The organism is Streptomyces sp. NPDC003016 (assembly GCF_053591455.1).
This window is the reverse complement of record NZ_JBSFTV010000020.1, coordinates 34987-51040: the sequence shown is the minus strand read 5'-3', so window position 1 is coordinate 51040 and position 16054 is coordinate 34987. Positions and strand designations below refer to the sequence as shown.

Here is a 16054-nt window from a genome sequence, read left to right as displayed (position 1 = left end):
TTCCGGTCAGGACTCCATGCGGTCGGCGGTCGGTTCGCACGGGATCCGCACCCGCAGCACGGTCGGCCCGCCCGGCGGACTGCTGACCGCCAGCGTGCCGTCGAACACGGCGATCCGGTCGGCCAGTCCGGTCAGCCCGGTGCCGGCGGAGGCGTCCGCGCCGCCCGCCCCGTCGTCCCGTACCGCTATCCGGAGCAGACCGCCCTCGTGCCGGGCGACGACCGACGCGCGGGTGGCGCCGCTGTGCTTGGCGACGTTGGCGAGGCCCTCGCAGACCGCGAAGTACCCGGCCGCCTCGACGGGCGCGGGCAGCCGGGGCAGGTCGACGTCGGTGTCCACGGGGACGGCCGACCGGTCGGCGGCGTCGGCCAGGGCCTCCCCGAGGCCGTAGTCGGTGAGCACCTGCGGGTGGATGCCGTGGATGAGCGCGCGCAGCTCGGTCAGGACGTTGCCCGCCTCCTCGTGGGCGCGGGCGAGCCGGTCGGCGAGAGGGCCCGGCGGTGCGTCGAGCCGGGCCAGGCCGAGTGCCATGGTCAGGGCGACGAGCCGCTGCTGGGCACCGTCGTGGAGGTCCCTCTCGATACGCCGCCGTTCGGCTTCGAAGGCGTCGACGAGCCGGGCCCGCGAGCGGGTCACCTCGACCAGCCGGTCGCGCAGTTCGCCTTCGCGGGGCGCGAGCACCAGCCGGGTCAGCAGGGAGCGCGCGCCGGCGATCACCCCGAGGGGGTAGAGGAGTACGGCGAGGAGTACGAGCCCGAGGAGCGCCGACGCGAAGGCCTCCGGGTAGGTGGTGATCAGGGGTCCCTTGACCACCCGGGCCTCCTCCCCGTCGACGGCGAGCTGCACGGGGGCGGCCATCAGCCCGGCCGGCAGGCCGACGCCGACCGTCACGGCCAGCAGGTCGAGCGGCCACAGGACGAAGGCGTGGAGCACGGCGTACGCCAGCTCGCGCCAGGTCGCCTGCTCCGTGAGGCGCAGCCCGGCCCAGGCGGCGAGTCCGGGTTCGGCGGGCGCGCGGTGCGGGTCGTCGGCGGCCTCCGGGTCGACGAGGGCGAGCCGCCGGCGCTCGGCGGCCGCGAGCGGCACTCCGGCCAGCAGCAGCAGCGGCAGTCCGATCAGGCCGAACGAGAACACCACGAGAAGCAGCAGCGCGAGCAGGGCGGGCACTCCGGTGAGCGCACTGCTCACCAGATACGCGACCGCACGCCAGGGCCAGCCGGTACGGAGGTAGTCGGCCCTGGTCAGGGCTTGTCGGAGGGTACGGGCGCGCGTCATGACGGCAACGGTATGCGGGGGCGGCCGGGCGGCCGCCCTCCGGGCCGGGAGGGTGTGCTGAGGGACGGGACGGGGCGGACCCCGCCCCGTCCCTCACAGACCGGTCGTCAGAACTGGACGTCGGAGCAGGCGTAGAAGGCGTTGGTCGTGTCCGCGACGTTCCAGACGGCCAGGATGATGTGCCGCCCGGTCTTCTGGGTCGGGACCGTGCCCTGGTGGGTCAGGGTGGCGGGCGGCTGCTGACCGCCGTACGGGACCGTCATGAACGGCTGTGATTCGAGGGCCGCCCGGGTGAGGGGCTTGCTGGAGTCCCAGCCGTTCTTGGTGATGTAGTACCTGAAGTCGCTGGTCGCGTGCCGGGCGGTGAACTGCCAGCGGAAGCCGTAGCCCTGACCGGCGGTGAGCCTGGTGGCGGGCCAGGCTCCTCCACGGGGGTCGTCGAGCTGGGCGAACTGGCTGTTGCCGCCGGAGCAGATCTTGCCGTCGGCCGGGCCGGAGGTGGGGAATCCCTTCGACCCTTCGACGCTCTGCGGTTCCCACTGGATGTTTCCGCAGCCGGTCACCGTGCCGTTGGCACAGAGTTTCTGACGGCTGATGGGTGAGTCGGTGTAGCCGTGACTGCTCGCGCTGCCGGTGGCGAGGAAGGACACCCCGGCTATCGCGAGACCGACCACGGCCGCACCTGTTTTGATTCGCATGCTGGCTCCTGAACGTGGGGGCAGTTCTGTGAGCTGTGCTGCGCGCGTGTTGTGCGGTCTAGACCAAGTCCCAATGTATTAACGGGTCATGAACATGTCCAGACCAATCGCGGATGCGTTCACAGACCCTCCCCACGGCCCGTGTAGAAGGCCACCGTCAGGTCCTTCACGAGCGCCTTGCGCTCGTAGTCGTCCAGCTCCACGAGGCCACGCGAGGTCAGCCGCGTCACCGTGTCGTCCACCGCGTCCACCACCGACGACAGCACACTGTCCCGGTGCTGCGCGTCGAGCACGGCGACCTGCCTGCGCCGCATCGCCGCCGCGACCTCGGGCGCGTACTCGATCCGCGTCGGCTGCGCCGAGAAGACCTCGATGCCCACCGGCGCCGCCTCCGCCGCCAGCATCCGGGTCAGCGCGTCACCGACCGCCTCCGCGTCGCGCAGCGTCGGCGCGGTGTCGTGGAAGGCGTCGGCCGGCAGTTGCGACAGCACCCGGGCCATCGCCGCCTCGACCTGCTCGCGCAGATACCGCGTGTGGTCCTCGACGGCGAGCATCGCCCGCGCCGTGTCCCTGATCCGCCACACCACGAGCACCACGACCCGCAGCGCCACCCCGTTCGCGTCCACGGCCTCCATCGGCTCACTGCGCCAGTGCCGCAGCCGTACGTCGATCCGGCGGCGCAGCAGCAGCGGGCTCACCCACACCAGGCCGCTGCGCCGCACCGTCCCCCGGTAGTCGCCGAACAGCGAGAGCACCCACGCGTATCCGGTCCGCCCGCGCCCCAGACCGCCGAACGCGAACAGCACGACCAGCACCAGCACGGCCAGCACCGCCCAGGTCCCGAGCCCGATGCCGTGGTACGGGCGAGGGGGCAGCCCGAGCAGTTCGGCGGCCCGCGCGGGCACCGCCCCCCTCCACCACACCGCCGCCGCGCCCGCCGCGAGCGCGCCCGCCCCCACGACGACCGCGCTCCAGCCGGACAGCGAGGGGCCGGGCCGCTCCGACAGCCCGGGATCGGCGGGCGTGGCGGGCCGCAGGGACCGCACCTGCCCGGACAGCGGTGCGGAGGCGGGCGAGACGGCCTCGGACGGTCGCAGGGCCGCGGCCCGGCGCTCGGGGCGCGGCCGTTCGGCGGCGCCCTTCCTGCGCCTGATCACCGTGGCGCCGGGCGGCAGCGTCAGCGCGGTCGGTCCGGTGTCGTCGCGGAACAGCAGGTGCACCGGGATCTCGATGGTGGTCTCGTTCCTGATGACCGGGGCCCGCCGGGTCTCCGGCCGCTCGGGAGCGGCCGGGGCGGAGCCTTCCGGCCCGACCGCCCCAACTGCCCCGACCGGCCCGGCCGCCCCGGATGTTCTGGCCGCCCCGGATGTTCTGGCCGCCCCGGACGTCTTGGGTGCCCCGGACGCCTTGGCCGCCCCGGACGCCTTGGCCGCCCCGGACGCCTTGGCCGCCCCGGACGCCTTGGGTGCCCCGGATGTCTTGGGTGCCTCGGATGTCTCTGAAGCCGTGGTGCTCATCGTTGCCTCCGTCATGCGAAGAGCCGCTGCCAGGTCCGCGGGCCGGGGTAGCCGTCGGCCGCCGCGCCGCGCCAGCCCTGGGCCCGCTGGAACGCCTCGACGTTGCGCCGGTCCGCCTCGCTCCAGTGCGGCCCCGGCCCCCACGCGTAGTGCTTGCCGTAGCCCTTCCTCACCAGCTGGTGGCCGAGCTTCTCGACGTACTCGTTCGACTGGCCGGGCCTGAAGTACCCCCGTCCGGGGAACGCCGTGGCGTGCGTTCCGCCGCCGGCCACACCCGGGATGTCCTTGCCCGCGCCCTGGACCAGCAGCCGCCAGGTGTGCGGGCCCGGCAGCCCGTCGGCCTCCGCCCCGCGCCAGCCCTGGGCCCGCTGGAACGCCTGGGTGGCGCGCCGGTCGGCCTCGCTCCAGCGCGGCCCGGGGCCTTCGGCGTAGAACCGCTTGCCGCCCCGGTCGACGAGCATCCGCCCCAGTTGGGTGACGTACCCGTTGTCCGCGCCGGGCCCGAAGAATTCCGCGCCGGGATAGGCCGTCTCGGCGGGGGTGTCACCGCCGCCGGCGCTGACGCCCTTGTAGCGGTAGGGGATGTAGCGCGACGAGTTGCTCCAGTAGGCGTACGGGGTGGCCTTGTGACGGGTGTGCGGGCGGGTCTGCTCGTAGGCCATGTAGCGGGTGCGGGTGCCGTCGGTCCAGCCGCCGAAGATCGTGACGTGCGAGCCCTTGGTGGGGTCGGCCGGATTGTGGAAGAGCAGCATGTCACCGGGTTCGAGCTGGTCCCGCGTGATCCGCGTGCCGTACTCGGCGAGGCTCCCCGTCCATTCGTTGCTGCCGAGGTTCCAGGCCATCGAGACGTAGCCCGAGCAGTCCTGCCGGTACCCGTCCGACCAGTACTTCTCCATGCTGTACGGGACCTTGGCGGTCACCCAGCGCCGGGCGCGTTCGAGGATCTCGGCCCTGGTGATGCCGCGCGGGGTGGGTGCGGTGGACGCGGCCGGGGTCACGTTCACGGCCTGCGCGGGGTGCCCGGGCCGGCCGGGCTGCTCGGTCCACCCCGCCCCGCCCGGCCGTTCGCCGTGCAGCGGGCCGCTTCCGCCCTGCGGGGTGTCGGGGTCGCTGTCGGCGCCCGTCCTGGCGGGCGCGTGCCCGGTGGCGGCGACGTCCGCCGCGCCGGTTCCGCCGCCGAGCACCACGCCCGCGGCGGTGGCGAGGACCAGCGCGCGGCGGGCTCCGTGGGCGGCCGGGTGGCCGCCGGCCGCGACCGCCAGCCCGAGGGCGGCGGCCCGGCGCCGCTGGGCACAGCCCGGGCAGCCGCAGTCGGCCGCGGGTTCGTACTCCTCGAACACCGGCATCGTCATGCGGTTCCCCTCCCGTGGGTTCCTGTGGCGCGTATACACAGGTGACAGTGTTTCAATTACCTGTACATCATGCATGTTAACGGCACAAATAATTACTAATCGGACTGTTCTCGGCGTGGTCGGTCCCGAGCACGCGCGCCGATCGGGTAAAGTTCTCCGAGTCAGCAGGCGCCGCTAGCTCAGTTGGTTAGAGCAGCTGACTCTTAATCAGCGGGTCCGGGGTTCGAGTCCCTGGCGGCGCACGCACCACCGAAGCCCTCTCACTCAGCGTGAGGGGGCTTCGGTATTTTCCGGTCTTCGCGCCTGGAGCTGGACCGTGCGCCAGGAAGAGGAGGAACAGGAAGAAGGGGAAGGACGGGCACGGGGCATCACCGCCGGGCCGGCCCGTACCGCCGGGTGGCCGACCCGGCCGTGGGCCGCAACTACCACTCGGGGTCGCTGCTGCTCCCCGACGGACGCGTCATGATCTTCGGGTCCGACCCGCTCTACGCCGGGCAAGGCCGGCACCGGGCCCGGCGTCTTCGAGCAGCACATCGAGATCTACACGCCGCCGTACCTCTTCAGGGAAGCGCGGCCGAAGCTCGCCGGCGGTCCGAAGACGGTCGAGCGGGGTTCCACCGCGATCTTCAGGACGGCGCACGCCGCGTCCGTCGAGGACGCGAAGCTGATGCGGCCCGGCGCCGTCACCCATGTCACCGACGTCGACCAGCGCACGGTCGCACTGAAGGTGAAGAAGGCGGGCAACGGCATCTCGGCCACCGTGCCGAAGAACCGGACGCTGGTCCCCTCCGGCTGCTACACGCTCTTCGTGACGGACGACCAGGGCACCCCCTCGGAGGGCGTCTGGACCGAGGCCCCCTGGCGGGCGCGGAGACGGGCGCGGGCGCGGACACGAACGCACCCGGGCAGGACGGCAGGGGGAGGGCCGCCCCGAGGGAGAGGGCCGCCCCGAGGGAGAGGCCCTCCCTTCCCTTCGTGTGAGCCAGGGTTACTCCTGCGCGTTGCGGGCCAGTTCGAGCGCGTACTCCTCGTACCACTCGCCCGCCTTCGGGCCGCCCCTGCAGTCGCCGTCCGACTCGCCGGGACGCTTGATCCACAGGTAGGCGTCGACCAGGTCGTCGCCGGTCTTGGTGGTCGGCTTCTCACCGAGCGCGCGGCCCGGCGGATTGCACCAGTTCTCCGCGGAATCGCCCCCGGTGTACGGGCCGTTGCCGTTGCGGCTGGTGTCGATCACGAAGGGCTTGTTGCCGACCTTCGCCGAGAGCCTCTTGCCGAAGTCCCTGCTCACCTCGGTGGTCTGGAAGTTGGAGACGTTCACCGAGAAGCCGTCGGCCTCCGCGATGCCCGCCCGCTGGAGCGGCTCGAACAGCGCGTCGGGCGACTTCCAGCCCGCGTTGCCCGCGTCCAGGTACACCTTGGTCTTCGGCTGCCGCTTGAGCCGTGTGACGGCGCCCTTGAGGAGGTCGTACCGCTCCTCGTGGAACTCCTCGGGCGTGCAGCCGTCGACCAGGTGCAGCAGCGCGTCCGGCTCCAGGATCACGGTGGCCGGGCGGCCGCCGATGCCCTGGGCGATCTCGTCGACCCACGCCCGGTAGGCGTCGCCGTCGGCCGCGCCGCCCTTCGAGAACTGCCCGCAGTCGCGGTGCGGGATGTTGTAGAGGACGAGCAGCGCGTCACGGTCGGCCTTCTCGGCCGCCTCGGTGAAGCCCCTGGCCCGCGCCTCGGCGTTCTCCGGGAGAATCCACTCGGCGGCCGGCTGCTCGGCGATCTTCCTGATCAGCCCGGCCTTCTCGTCGTCGCCCCGCTCGGCGTACTGCGTGACCTGCTGGGCGGCCTTTCCTTCCGGATTGACCCAGTACGGGTCGCTGCCCTTCGGCTGCTGCTTCACCGACGGCTGCTCCGTATCGTCGCCCCCGTCGCCGCCGGACGAGGAACAGCCCGTCAGCAGCAGCGCGGCGCCCACGGCCCCCACCGCGACCGTCCGGACACCCTTGCGTCTACGGTCGCCGCAACTGCCGTACATCCACTCCCCCTCGACCGCACCGACATAGCTGAGGCCCCCCGGCCTCCCCCCGGACACATCCGGTCGAAACCATCGTGACACACGGGTCCGTCACGGGACATGGGAGACAGGGGGCACGGAGGCGGGGGCGGGCGGGCCCGCGCGGCGGCCTGTTGACAGTGTTCAGCCAGACTGGGACTCTCCGGGGGACAACTCCACACATCGAGACGACGGTGGACAGGAACCCGGTGCGAGTCCGGGACGGTCCCGCCACTGTGACCGTACGAGAGCCCGAGTGCCCCCGTACGGAAGTCAGGAACTGACCCGTCGTTCTCCTGCCATGGGGCGTGGAAACCCCAGAAGGAGGCTCACCGGTATGTCACTGCACACCGCGCAGCACACCGACACCGCGGCGGTCGCGTCCGCCGCGACCAGTACCCGCGACTGGCTGATCATGGCCGCCGCGGCGATCGTCGCACTGATCGCGCTCTACGCGGTCTTCATGGACAACGGCACGGTCGTCTCCGCGACCGGCGACTACCTGCACGAGTTCTCGCACGACGGCCGGCACCTCTTCGGTGCCCCCTGCCACTGATCGGGGCCGTACGCACCATGTCCGCACCTGTCACACCCGTCCTGCCCCTGCTCGGGCGCGGGCTGGCGGCGGGCGGGGTGGCCGGCCTTGCCGCCGGCCTCTTCTCGCTGCTCCTCGCCGAGCCCCTGATGGACCGCGCGATCCGCCTCGAAGAGGCACGCTCCGCCGCCACGGAGCACGCGCACGGGGCGGCCGCCACGGCCGTCCAGCACCACGAGGAACTCTTCTCCCGCTCCACCCAGCACGCCGGTCTGGTCGTCACGGCGGTCGTCGCGGGCCTCGCGCTGGGCGCCCTGTCCGCCCTCGTGTACGCCCTGGTGCACCGCCGTACGGGGATCGGCGAACGGCCGTGGCCCCGCGCCCTGACCTTCGGCGCGGCCGCCTTCGTGGCCGTCTCGCTGCTGCCGGGGCTGCGCTACCCGGCGAGCCCGCCGGGGGTCGGGGACTCCGGCACCGTGGCCGACCGCCAGGCCCTGTGGCTGGCCGCCGTCGTCATCGGCGTCCTCGGCATGGTGCTGGCGTGGCAGGTGTACGTACGCCTCGCCGACCGGCCGGTCCCGGTGCGCCAGGTCGCGGTGGCCGTCACGGCGGTGGCGACGCTGGCGGTGCTCTTCGCGCTGCCGGGCAACCCGGACGAGGTGCCGGTGGCGGCGACGCTGCTGTGGGACTTCCGGATGCTGTCGCTGGCCTCGCACGCGCTGCTGTGGGCGGTGTTCGCCGCGGTGTTCGGCGGGCTCGGGCTGCGGGCCGCGGGGCGTGGGCGGGGCCTGTCCCCGGAGCCCGTTCCTCAGACGCCGGCCGGGCTGGAGGCGCCCGTCAGGTAGGCCGACACCACGACGTTCGCCGTATAGGTGCGGGCCTTCTTGTCGTACGTGCCCCCGCAGGTGATCAGGCGCAGTTCCGCCCGGCCGCTCTCGCGGGGGCCGTACACCTTCTGCGGGTCGAAGCGTTCGCGGGTGAAGACCTGGACGTCGTCGACGGTGAACTCCAGGCTCTCGCCACCGGCCCCCGTCACCCGGACCTTCGCACCGGGGCGGGTCGCGCTCAGATGGTAGAAGACGGCCGGTCTGCTCTCGGTGTCGACGTGGCCGACGAGCAGGGCGGCCCCCGCCGCGCCCGGCCTGGTCCCGTCCCCGTACCAGCCGACCCTCGACGGCTGGCTGTACGGCGGCGGATCGACGGCGCCCGTCGTGTCGAGCCCGCGCGGCACGACGGGCGCCGTGACGCCGATGGACGGCACCTCGACGCGCTGCGGCGCCGCGCCCTCGACGGGGGCGAGCGCCGGAGGCAGCACCGCCCCCAGCGGGCGGCCGACCGCGGCCACGTCTCCGGTGGTCGGTGCCGAGCTGCCACCGGGGCCGTCGGCCGTCCCGCGGCCCCACAGCCACAGCGCGAGCAGCAGCACCGCCCAGGCCACGCCGGTCAGCAGCCGTGCGCCACCGGACGGCCTGTCCTCGCCGGACATGTCAGTCCGTGTCCGTACGCCGACGGCGCACGCTCCGGTACGCCACGGCCACCGCCGCCACGCCCGCCAGCACGAGGCCGATCACGGTGTGCGGCGTCCCGGGCCCGTCCTCCTCGGCCGCGGCGAGCTGCGCCGCACCGCCGCCGCCCGCGTGCACGGGGGCGTGGGGGGTCGGGTGATGGCCGGGGCGCTGGTCCGGACGGTGGCCGGGGCGCTGATCGGGGCCCTGGCCCGGGTGGCTGTCGGGACGCTGGCCGGGACCCTGGTCCGGGTAGTGGCCGGGGTCCTGGTCCGGGCGGTGCTCGGGACGCTGGTCGGGACGCTGGTCGGGACGCTGGTCCGGGTAGCGGCCGGGGCCCTGGTCGGAACTTTGGTCCGGGCGCTGGCCGGGACGTTGGCCGGAACTTTCCTCCGGGCGCTGATCGGGGCGCTGATCGGGCTTGCCGGGGCGCTGGCCGGGCTTGCCGGGACGGACGACGGTGACGGTCCCCTTGGCCTGGCCGCCGTCCTTGCACTTCACCCGGATCTCGTACTCCTTGGGCTGGGCGTCCGACCGGATGTGAGCCTCGGCGAAGAGGGCGCCGCGGTCCGCGGCCGGGCTGAAGTGGACGGCCGTCGAGAAGGCGTCGGACGTGCCGGTGGCCTTCCCGCCCTTGCACACGTCGACCTGCAGATCCACCTCCCCGCCGGGCGCGATGGTGGACGGCGTGACGGCGATCCGGCCTTCGGCCCCGTCGCCGGCGTGGGCCGTCGCCGCCGGCGTGACGACCGCCGCGGCCGCCACGCCGGCACACAGGGCAAACTGCAATGAGCGCATAGTGAACCTCCTGGTCTTACGAAGATTCACCGGTACGGGCCGTTTCCGCATCTCCAGGGGCGCGCCAGTGCTCCGTACGGGCCCCGGAGCGCGCCGCCCCGCCCGGCCCCGCCGGGCCGGGCGGACGGCCGGGCGGGCGGGCGGGCGGGCGGGGCGGACGGGTCAGACGCGGTCGACGAGGTCCGCGATCGAATCGACGATCGTCGACGGCCGGAACGGATAACGGTCGACATCCGCCGGCCCCGTCAGACCGGTCAGTACGAGAAACGTCTCCATGCCCGCTTCCAGCCCCGCCAGGACGTCCGTGTCCATCCGGTCGCCGATCATCGCGCTGGTCTCGGAGTGCGCGCCGATCGCGTTGAGCCCGGTGCGCATCATCAGCGGGTTGGGCTTGCCCGCGAAGTACGGGTCCTTGCCGGTCGCCTTGGTGATCAGTGCGGCGACGGCGCCGGTGGCGGGCAGCGGGCCCTCACGGCTCGGGCCGGTCTCGTCGGGGTTGGTGCAAATGAAGCGCGCACCGGCGTTGATGAGCCGGATCGCCTTGGTGAGTGCCTCGAAGCTGTACGTACGGGTCTCGCCCAGGACGACGTAGTCCGGGTCGTGGTCGGTCAGGACGTAACCGATGTCGTGCAGCGCGGTGGTCAGTCCCGCCTCGCCGATGACGTAGGCCGTGCCGCCGGGCCGCTGGTCGTCGAGGAAGCGGGCGGTGGCGAGCGCCGAGGTCCAGATGTTCTCCACGGGCACGTCGAGGCCCATGCGGAAGAGACGCGCGTGCAGGTCGCGGGCGGTGTAGATCGAGTTGTTCGTGAGCACCAGGAACGGCCTGCCCGATTCACGCAACCGCTTGATGAAGGCATCGGCACCGGGGATGGGCGTGCCCTCGTGGATGAGAACGCCGTCCATGTCGGTGAGCCATGATTCGATCGGCTTGCGCTCTGCCATGTGCGGGGGCTCCTGCCGTACAGAAATCGTGCGGTGTGCTGGGGGCGCCGCGACAGCGCTGTGGCGGCGCCCCCAGCCTAGTCAGAAGGCCCAGATCTTCACGATCAACAACTGGTACTGGTTGAATGCTCCCCATTTGCGAGCGGGGGGTTCCTGGCTTGCGCAGCCGGACGGTCCTGTGGACCGCCAGATCTTACGCGCAGGTCTTACGCGCAGGTCTTACGCGCAGGTCTTACGCGATCGACACCAGCCGGGTGATGAGGGCGGGCTTCGTCGTGCGCGTTCGGGTAGTCCTTCGGGTAGTCCACGGATGGGTGTGCGCAGACAGCCGTGAACGCGGCGCGGCGCGGCGGTGGCGGGGACGGCCGGTTCAGCGCCGGGGTGCGCGGTGGCGCCGGGCCACCGCCACAAGAGCCGCGCCGCCGAGGACGAAGGCGCCGGCGACGGCCCCGAGCGCGGGCAGGTGGTCCTGGCCGGTCCGGGCGAGGGTGGGAGGTTCGCGGAGACCGCCCCCCGGGTCGTCGCCGAGGCGGTGGCCGTCGGGGGCGTCGGTGGGGTCGTCGGCGGGGTCGTCCGGCTCCGGGGCGACGGGGGAACCGGTTTCTGCATCCGGGTCCGAGCCGGCATCCGTATCGACGTCGGCATCCGTATCCGCATCCGCCTTCGCTCCGACAACGGCGAAGCGGTAGTCGTTCGACTCGCCGACCCACTCGCCGTCGCCGGGCTGCCGCTGGACGACGGCGGCGTTGGCGACGGCTTCGGTGGGAGCCGTGCCGGAGTCGAAGGCGAGCCGCACCTTCACGGTGACGGTACGGCCGGCGGCGACGGTGAAGCCCGGGAAGCCGCCGTCGAAGACGCCGATGTGCTCGTCCTCGTCGGTGGTGTCGAAGGGAACGCCGATCCACCGCCCCGCGCCGTCGTTGAACTCCAGCTCCACCTGCCCGGCGTCGAGCTCCCGGTCCTTGTCGGTGAGGACGACGACCGGGTGGATGTTGCGGCAGCTCCGGCCGGTGGTGTTGGTGAGCTCCAGGCGCCATTCGCCCGCCGCGCCGCCCGCCCGGTAGGTGCCGGGGCCGCCGCGCAGGCGGGTGGCGAGGGGGAAGCCGGGGGAGGCGGGGTCACCGCAGGAGGGCTGCTGGTCCGCGAAGGTGCCCAGGGCCGCGACGTCGTCCGACGAACCGTCGCCGGCCCGGGCGGTGACGGCCGCGGAAGAGACCACAGCGGCTGCCGCCGCGGCTCCGAGCGCGAGAGCACCGCGCACGCGCACGAGGAGCCGAGCCCTTGCAGGTCGAGATCGCCCGGTCATGATCCGTGACCCTGCCACGCGTGCGCGGCGGGCCGTGGACGCCACACCCCGGTGTGCTTGTACGACTGGATGAAATCCCTCCGACGGACCAGCCGCCGGCCACCCACCGCGCTCCCTTCCCGTCGCTCCCCGTCACTCCCCCGCATCCCCGGCGCCCCCCGCGCCCCCGGTTCCCGGGAACGCGACGTCCGCATGACCGAAGACCGGGGCGAGGACGAGCTGCGCGGCCCCGTCGGCGACGGCGCGCCCGTCGCCCACCGCCGCGGCGACCGGCACGGCGGGTCCGCCGCCCTCGCGCCGGGCGAGTGCGGCGAGTACCGCCCCGACACCCCGTACGAACACGTCCTCCTCCGCGGCGACGACACGCCCGCCGAGCAGCACCCGGTCGATGTCGAGCAGCCCGGCGAGGTTGGCCGCCCCGGCCCCCAGGACCCGTGCGGCCTCCGCGAGGTCACCGCGGGCGACGGCGGCGAGGCAGAGCGCCTCGATGCAGCCGCGGCCGCCGCAGGAGCAGCGGACCCCGTCCAGCTGGAGCGTCTGGTGCCCGAACTCGCCCGCCCCGGTGCGCGCCCCGCGGTAGAGGGCCCCGCCGAGCACCAGCCCGGCGCCGAGCCCCGTACCGAGGTGGAGGTACGCGAAGGACCCGCCGGCGGGCCGGGCCCGGAGGGCGAGTCCGAGAGCGGCGGCGTTGGTGTCCTTGTCCACCACGACGGGCAGCCCGAGCCGCTCGCTCAGCACGTCCCGCAAGGCGAAGCCGTCCCACTGCGGAAACCCGGTGACGCGGTGCAGCACCCCGCGGCCGTGGTCGAGCGGCCCCGGCACGGCGACCCCGACCCCGAGCAGCCCCCGTGGGGCGAGGGGGAGGGTCCGGGGCGGGGGAAGGGCCAGGGCGGCGATCTCGCGGGACGCCGCCTCGATCACCGCCGGTGCCCCCGCCCCGAAGTCCAGCGGCGTTCTCCGCGCCGAGACCGTCGCGCCCGCCAGGTCCACCAGGACCGCCGTCAGCTCGTCGCGGTCGAGGTGCAGCCCGACCGCGTACCCCGCGTCCGGCACCAGCCGCAGTACCGTCCGCGGCTTGCCGCCCGTCGACGCGCGCCGGCCGGCCTCCGCCGCGAGCCCCTCCGCCCGCAGCCGCGCGGTGATCTTGCTGACGGCCTGCGGCGTGAGCCCGGTGCGCTCGGCGAGCTCCAGGCGGCTGATGCCCGCCTCGCCCGCCGTGCGCAGCAGATCGAGGACCAGCGCCGCGTTGTGGCTGCGCAGCGCCGGCAGGTTCACGCCCGTATTGCTCCTGTTCACGAGCCCATTGTCCACCGCGCTTGCACTTTGGCAACAGCGTTGTTTAAGTGGGTGCCATGACTGGCACCGGTACCGATACCGACACCCACGCGCCGCTGCGCGTCGGACTCGTGGGCTACGGCCTCGCGGGCTCCGTCTTCCACGCCCCGCTCATCGCCGCCACCGACGGCCTCGCCCTCGATACGGTCGTCACCTCGAACCCGGAGCGGCAGGAACAGGCCCGCGCCGAGTTCCCCGGCGTCCGCATCGCGGCCTCGTCCGACGAGCTGTGGGCGCGCGCGGACGAGCTCGACCTGATCGTGATCGCGTCCCCCAACAAGACCCACGTCCCCCTCGCGACCGCCGCCCTCAAGGCGGGCCTGCCGGTCGTCGTGGACAAGCCGGTCGCCGGCACCGCCGCCGAGGCGCGCGAGCTGGCGGCTCTCGCCGACGAGCGCGGTCTCCTCCTCTCCGTCTTCCAGAACCGCCGCTGGGACAACGACTTCCTCACCCTCCAGCAGCTGATCGCCTCCGGCGAGCTCGGCGACGTGCAGCGCTTCGAGTCCCGCTTCGAGCGGTGGCGCCCGCAGCCCAAGGGCGGCTGGCGCGAGTCGGGCGACCCGGCGGAGATCGGCGGGCTGCTGTACGACCTGGGCAGCCACGTCGTCGACCAGGCGCTGGTGCTCTTCGGCCCGGCGGTCCGGGTGTACGCCGAGTCCGACGTACGCCGCCCCGGCGCCGAGGCCGACGACGACACGTTCATCGCGATCACGCACGCGAACGGCGTCCGCTCGCACCTCTACATGAGCGCCACCACCGCCCAGCTCGGCCCGCGCTTTCGCGTGCTCGGCTCGCGCGCGGGCTATGTGAAGTACGGCCTGGACCCGCAGGAGGCCGCACTGCGCGAGGGCAGGCGGCCGGCGGCGGACGGCACCTGGGGCGAGGAGCCGGAGGCGGCCTGGGGCCGCATCGGCGCGGGAGAGTCCCCGGCGACGGGCGGCGGCAGCCCGGTCCCGACACGGCCGGGCGACTATCCGGCGTACTACGCGGCCGTCGCCACCGCCGTGCGCGCGCGGACCGCTCCCCCGGTCACCGCGGCGCAGGCGGCCGCGGCACTCGACGTACTGGAGGCGGCGCGCCGCTCGGCCCGCGAGGGCGTGACCGTGGAGATCCCCGCATGAGCCCGACGAACCCCACGACCAGCCCCGCAAGCCCCACGGCCGCCGAACTCATCGCCGAACTGACCGCCCAGGAACGCCGCCTGGTCCTCCCCCGCTTCACCCACGAGGACGCCTGGGCACTCGGCAGCCTCCTGGTCGAGCTGGCCCGCGAACGCGACGCCCCCGTGGCGATCGACATCCGGCGCGGCACGCAGCAGCTCTTCCACTGCGCGCTGCCGGGGTCGAGCGCGGACAACGACGCGTGGATCGACCGCAAGCGACGCGTCGTGGAGCGGTACGCGGAGAGCTCGTACCTGGTCGGCACGCGCTTCCGTGCGAAGGGCACGGCCTTCGAGGACTCCTCGCGCCTGGACCCGGACGTGTACGCCGCACACGGCGGCGCGTTCCCGGTCGCGGTGGAGGGCGCGGGCGTGATCGGCACGGTCACCGTCTCCGGCCTCCCGCAGGCGGAGGACCACGCGATGGTGGTGGAGGCCCTGACCCGCTTCAAGGGCTGAGCCCCGCCCCGGCCCCACTCCTCGATCGCCGGACGACGCGATCGCCGGACGACGCGGCAGCGTCCAGCCCGTCCGGCGATCGAGGGCACGCCCGGAGGCCGTCCGGCGACCCGGGTTCCCGCGCCATCGCCTCCCCGCCGGGGAGACGATGACGCCTCCTGCACCTCCTACGCCTCCTTGAGCTCCTGCCGCTGGCGCCCCAGACCCGACACCTCCAGCTCCACCACGTCCCCCGACCGCAGGTACGGCTTCGGCTCGGGCTGCCCCATCGCCACGCCCGCCGGCGTACCCGTGTTGATCACGTCACCCGGGTACAGCGTCATGAACTGGCTCACGTACCGCACCACTTCGCCCACCGGGAAGATCTGCTCGGCCGTCGTGCCGTCCTGCTTCAGCTCGCCGTTCACCCACAGCTTCAGGTCCAGCGCCTGCGGGTCCGGCACCTCGTCCGCCGTCACCAGCCACGGGCCCAGCGGGTTGAACGTCTCGCAGTTCTTTCCCTTGTCCCAGGTCCCGCCGCGCTCGATCTGGAACTCGCGCTCGGAGACGTCGTGCGCCACCGCGTACCCCGCGACGTGCGCGAGCCCGTCCTCGGCCGAGTCCAGGTAGCGGGCGGTGCGGCCGATGACGACGGCCAGCTCGACCTCCCAGTCGGTCTTCGTGCTGCCGCGCGGTACGAGAACGGTGTCGTCGGGGCCGACGACCGTGTCCGGGGCCTTGAAGAAGATGATCGGCTCGGCGGGTGTCGCCGCACCCGTCTCGGCCGCGTGGTCGTGGTAATTCAGCCCGATGCACACGATCTTGCCGATACGGGCGAGCGGCGGGCCGACCCGTGTCCCGGCCGCGCCGTCGATCACCGGCAGCTCACCGCCCGCCGCGGCCGCGCGGATCCGGTCCAGGGCCGCCTCGTCGGCGAGCAGGTCACCGTCGATGTCCGGGACGAGACCCGACAGATCCCGGAGCGTCCCGTCCTGGTCGAGCAGCGCCGGACGTTCGGCCCCCGCCGTTCCCACACGCAGCAGCTTCATGGTCAGTCTCCTTGGTCGAGTGTCGCGCCCGGCCCCGGCCGATGGGTGCGGCCATCGGAGGATTGGTCGATCCTCCAAGGTCGGGGTCCACTCTGCAAGACCCC

General features: G+C 73.4%; 14 protein-coding genes, 1 tRNA gene, 2 pseudogenes and 1 riboswitch. Of the genes and pseudogenes, 6 read left to right on the top strand and 11 right to left on the bottom strand.

Annotation, left to right across the window (positions count from 1 at the left end):
- Positions 1-6: 6 nt before the first annotated feature.
- The 4 genes from ACWDZ4_RS18885 to ACWDZ4_RS18870 all read right to left on the bottom strand — a co-directional run bounded on the left by ACWDZ4_RS18885 (position 7) and on the right by ACWDZ4_RS18870 (position 4842).
- Complete coding sequence (locus tag ACWDZ4_RS18885; protein WP_451509522.1) at positions 7-1275, bottom strand: sensor histidine kinase; 1269 nt, start codon at positions 1273-1275, stop codon at positions 7-9.
- A gap of 107 nt (positions 1276-1382) precedes the next feature.
- Positions 1383-1973 carry a lytic polysaccharide monooxygenase auxiliary activity family 9 protein gene (locus tag ACWDZ4_RS18880; protein WP_451509521.1) on the bottom strand — a complete coding sequence of 197 codons (591 nt, stop codon included), beginning with the start codon at positions 1971-1973 and terminating at the stop codon, positions 1383-1385.
- A gap of 119 nt (positions 1974-2092) precedes the next feature.
- Positions 2093-3490 carry an SPFH domain-containing protein gene (locus tag ACWDZ4_RS18875; protein WP_451509520.1) on the bottom strand — a complete coding sequence of 466 codons (1398 nt, stop codon included), beginning with the start codon at positions 3488-3490 and terminating at the stop codon, positions 2093-2095.
- Between the two features lie 11 nt (positions 3491-3501).
- Positions 3502-4842: a peptidoglycan-binding protein gene (locus tag ACWDZ4_RS18870; RefSeq protein WP_451509519.1), complete on the bottom strand. Its 1341-nt coding sequence runs from the start codon at positions 4840-4842 to the stop codon at positions 3502-3504.
- 168 nt (positions 4843-5010) lie between these two features.
- Between ACWDZ4_RS18870 and ACWDZ4_RS18865 the strand changes: the two genes are divergently transcribed.
- Positions 5011-5084: transfer RNA gene (locus ACWDZ4_RS18865), tRNA-Lys, on the top strand.
- 88 nt (positions 5085-5172) lie between these two features.
- A pseudogene (locus ACWDZ4_RS18860) lies at positions 5173-5701 on the top strand (galactose oxidase early set domain-containing protein); the annotation flags it as partial.
- 129 nt (positions 5702-5830) lie between these two features.
- On the opposite strand, the gene ACWDZ4_RS18855 reads toward ACWDZ4_RS18860, so the two are convergent.
- Positions 5831-6865: a glycoside hydrolase family 6 protein gene (locus tag ACWDZ4_RS18855; RefSeq protein WP_451509518.1), complete on the bottom strand. Its 1035-nt coding sequence runs from the start codon at positions 6863-6865 to the stop codon at positions 5831-5833.
- A gap of 155 nt (positions 6866-7020) precedes the next feature.
- Positions 7021-7186, top strand: a riboswitch (cobalamin riboswitch).
- A 34-nt stretch (positions 7187-7220) separates the two neighbouring features.
- Here ACWDZ4_RS18855 and ACWDZ4_RS18850 point away from each other — a divergent pair.
- Both ACWDZ4_RS18850 and ACWDZ4_RS18845 read left to right on the top strand, forming a co-directional pair.
- Positions 7221-7439: a CbtB domain-containing protein gene (locus ACWDZ4_RS18850; protein WP_450258458.1), complete on the top strand. Its 219-nt coding sequence runs from the start codon at positions 7221-7223 to the stop codon at positions 7437-7439.
- A 17-nt stretch (positions 7440-7456) separates the two neighbouring features.
- On the top strand, positions 7457-8263 hold the full coding sequence (locus tag ACWDZ4_RS18845; protein ID WP_451509517.1) for a CbtA family protein: 807 nt from the start codon (positions 7457-7459) through the stop codon (positions 8261-8263).
- Here the strand turns inward: ACWDZ4_RS18845 and ACWDZ4_RS18840 are convergent.
- The 5 genes and pseudogenes from ACWDZ4_RS18840 to ACWDZ4_RS18820 all read right to left on the bottom strand — a co-directional run bounded on the left by ACWDZ4_RS18840 (position 8227) and on the right by ACWDZ4_RS18820 (position 13265).
- Complete coding sequence (locus ACWDZ4_RS18840) at positions 8227-8904, bottom strand: class F sortase (RefSeq protein WP_451509516.1); 678 nt, start codon at positions 8902-8904, stop codon at positions 8227-8229. The two genes, ACWDZ4_RS18845 and ACWDZ4_RS18840, sit on opposite strands and share 37 nt — an antisense overlap.
- A 1-nt stretch (position 8905) precedes the next feature.
- Positions 8906-9085 (bottom strand): annotated as a pseudogene (locus ACWDZ4_RS18835) (hypothetical protein); the annotation flags it as partial.
- A gap of 798 nt (positions 9086-9883) precedes the next feature.
- Entirely contained in the window at positions 9884-10663 is a 780-nt protein-coding gene (locus ACWDZ4_RS18830; RefSeq protein WP_344497671.1) for an HAD-IIA family hydrolase, read from the bottom strand.
- 370 nt (positions 10664-11033) lie between these two features.
- On the bottom strand, positions 11034-11924 hold the full coding sequence (locus ACWDZ4_RS18825; RefSeq protein ID WP_451509515.1) for a hypothetical protein: 891 nt from the start codon (positions 11922-11924) through the stop codon (positions 11034-11036).
- Between the two features lie 177 nt (positions 11925-12101).
- Entirely contained in the window at positions 12102-13265 is a 1164-nt protein-coding gene (locus ACWDZ4_RS18820; RefSeq protein WP_451509514.1) for an ROK family transcriptional regulator, read from the bottom strand.
- Positions 13266-13321: 56 nt separating this feature from the next.
- Between ACWDZ4_RS18820 and ACWDZ4_RS18815 the strand changes: the two genes are divergently transcribed.
- Both ACWDZ4_RS18815 and ACWDZ4_RS18810 read left to right on the top strand, forming a co-directional pair.
- Positions 13322-14425: a Gfo/Idh/MocA family oxidoreductase gene (locus ACWDZ4_RS18815; RefSeq protein ID WP_451509513.1), complete on the top strand. Its 1104-nt coding sequence runs from the start codon at positions 13322-13324 to the stop codon at positions 14423-14425.
- A complete protein-coding gene (locus ACWDZ4_RS18810; protein ID WP_451509512.1) occupies positions 14422-14922 on the top strand; it encodes a heme-degrading domain-containing protein in 501 nt (166 codons plus the stop codon). The genes ACWDZ4_RS18815 and ACWDZ4_RS18810 overlap by 4 nt, the downstream gene beginning before the upstream one ends.
- A gap of 167 nt (positions 14923-15089) precedes the next feature.
- Here ACWDZ4_RS18810 and ACWDZ4_RS18805 read toward each other — a convergent pair whose 3' ends face one another.
- Positions 15090-15950, bottom strand: a complete 861-nt coding sequence (locus tag ACWDZ4_RS18805) for a fumarylacetoacetate hydrolase family protein (protein ID WP_451509511.1) — start codon at positions 15948-15950, stop codon at positions 15090-15092.
- Positions 15951-16054: the final 104 nt, after the last annotated feature.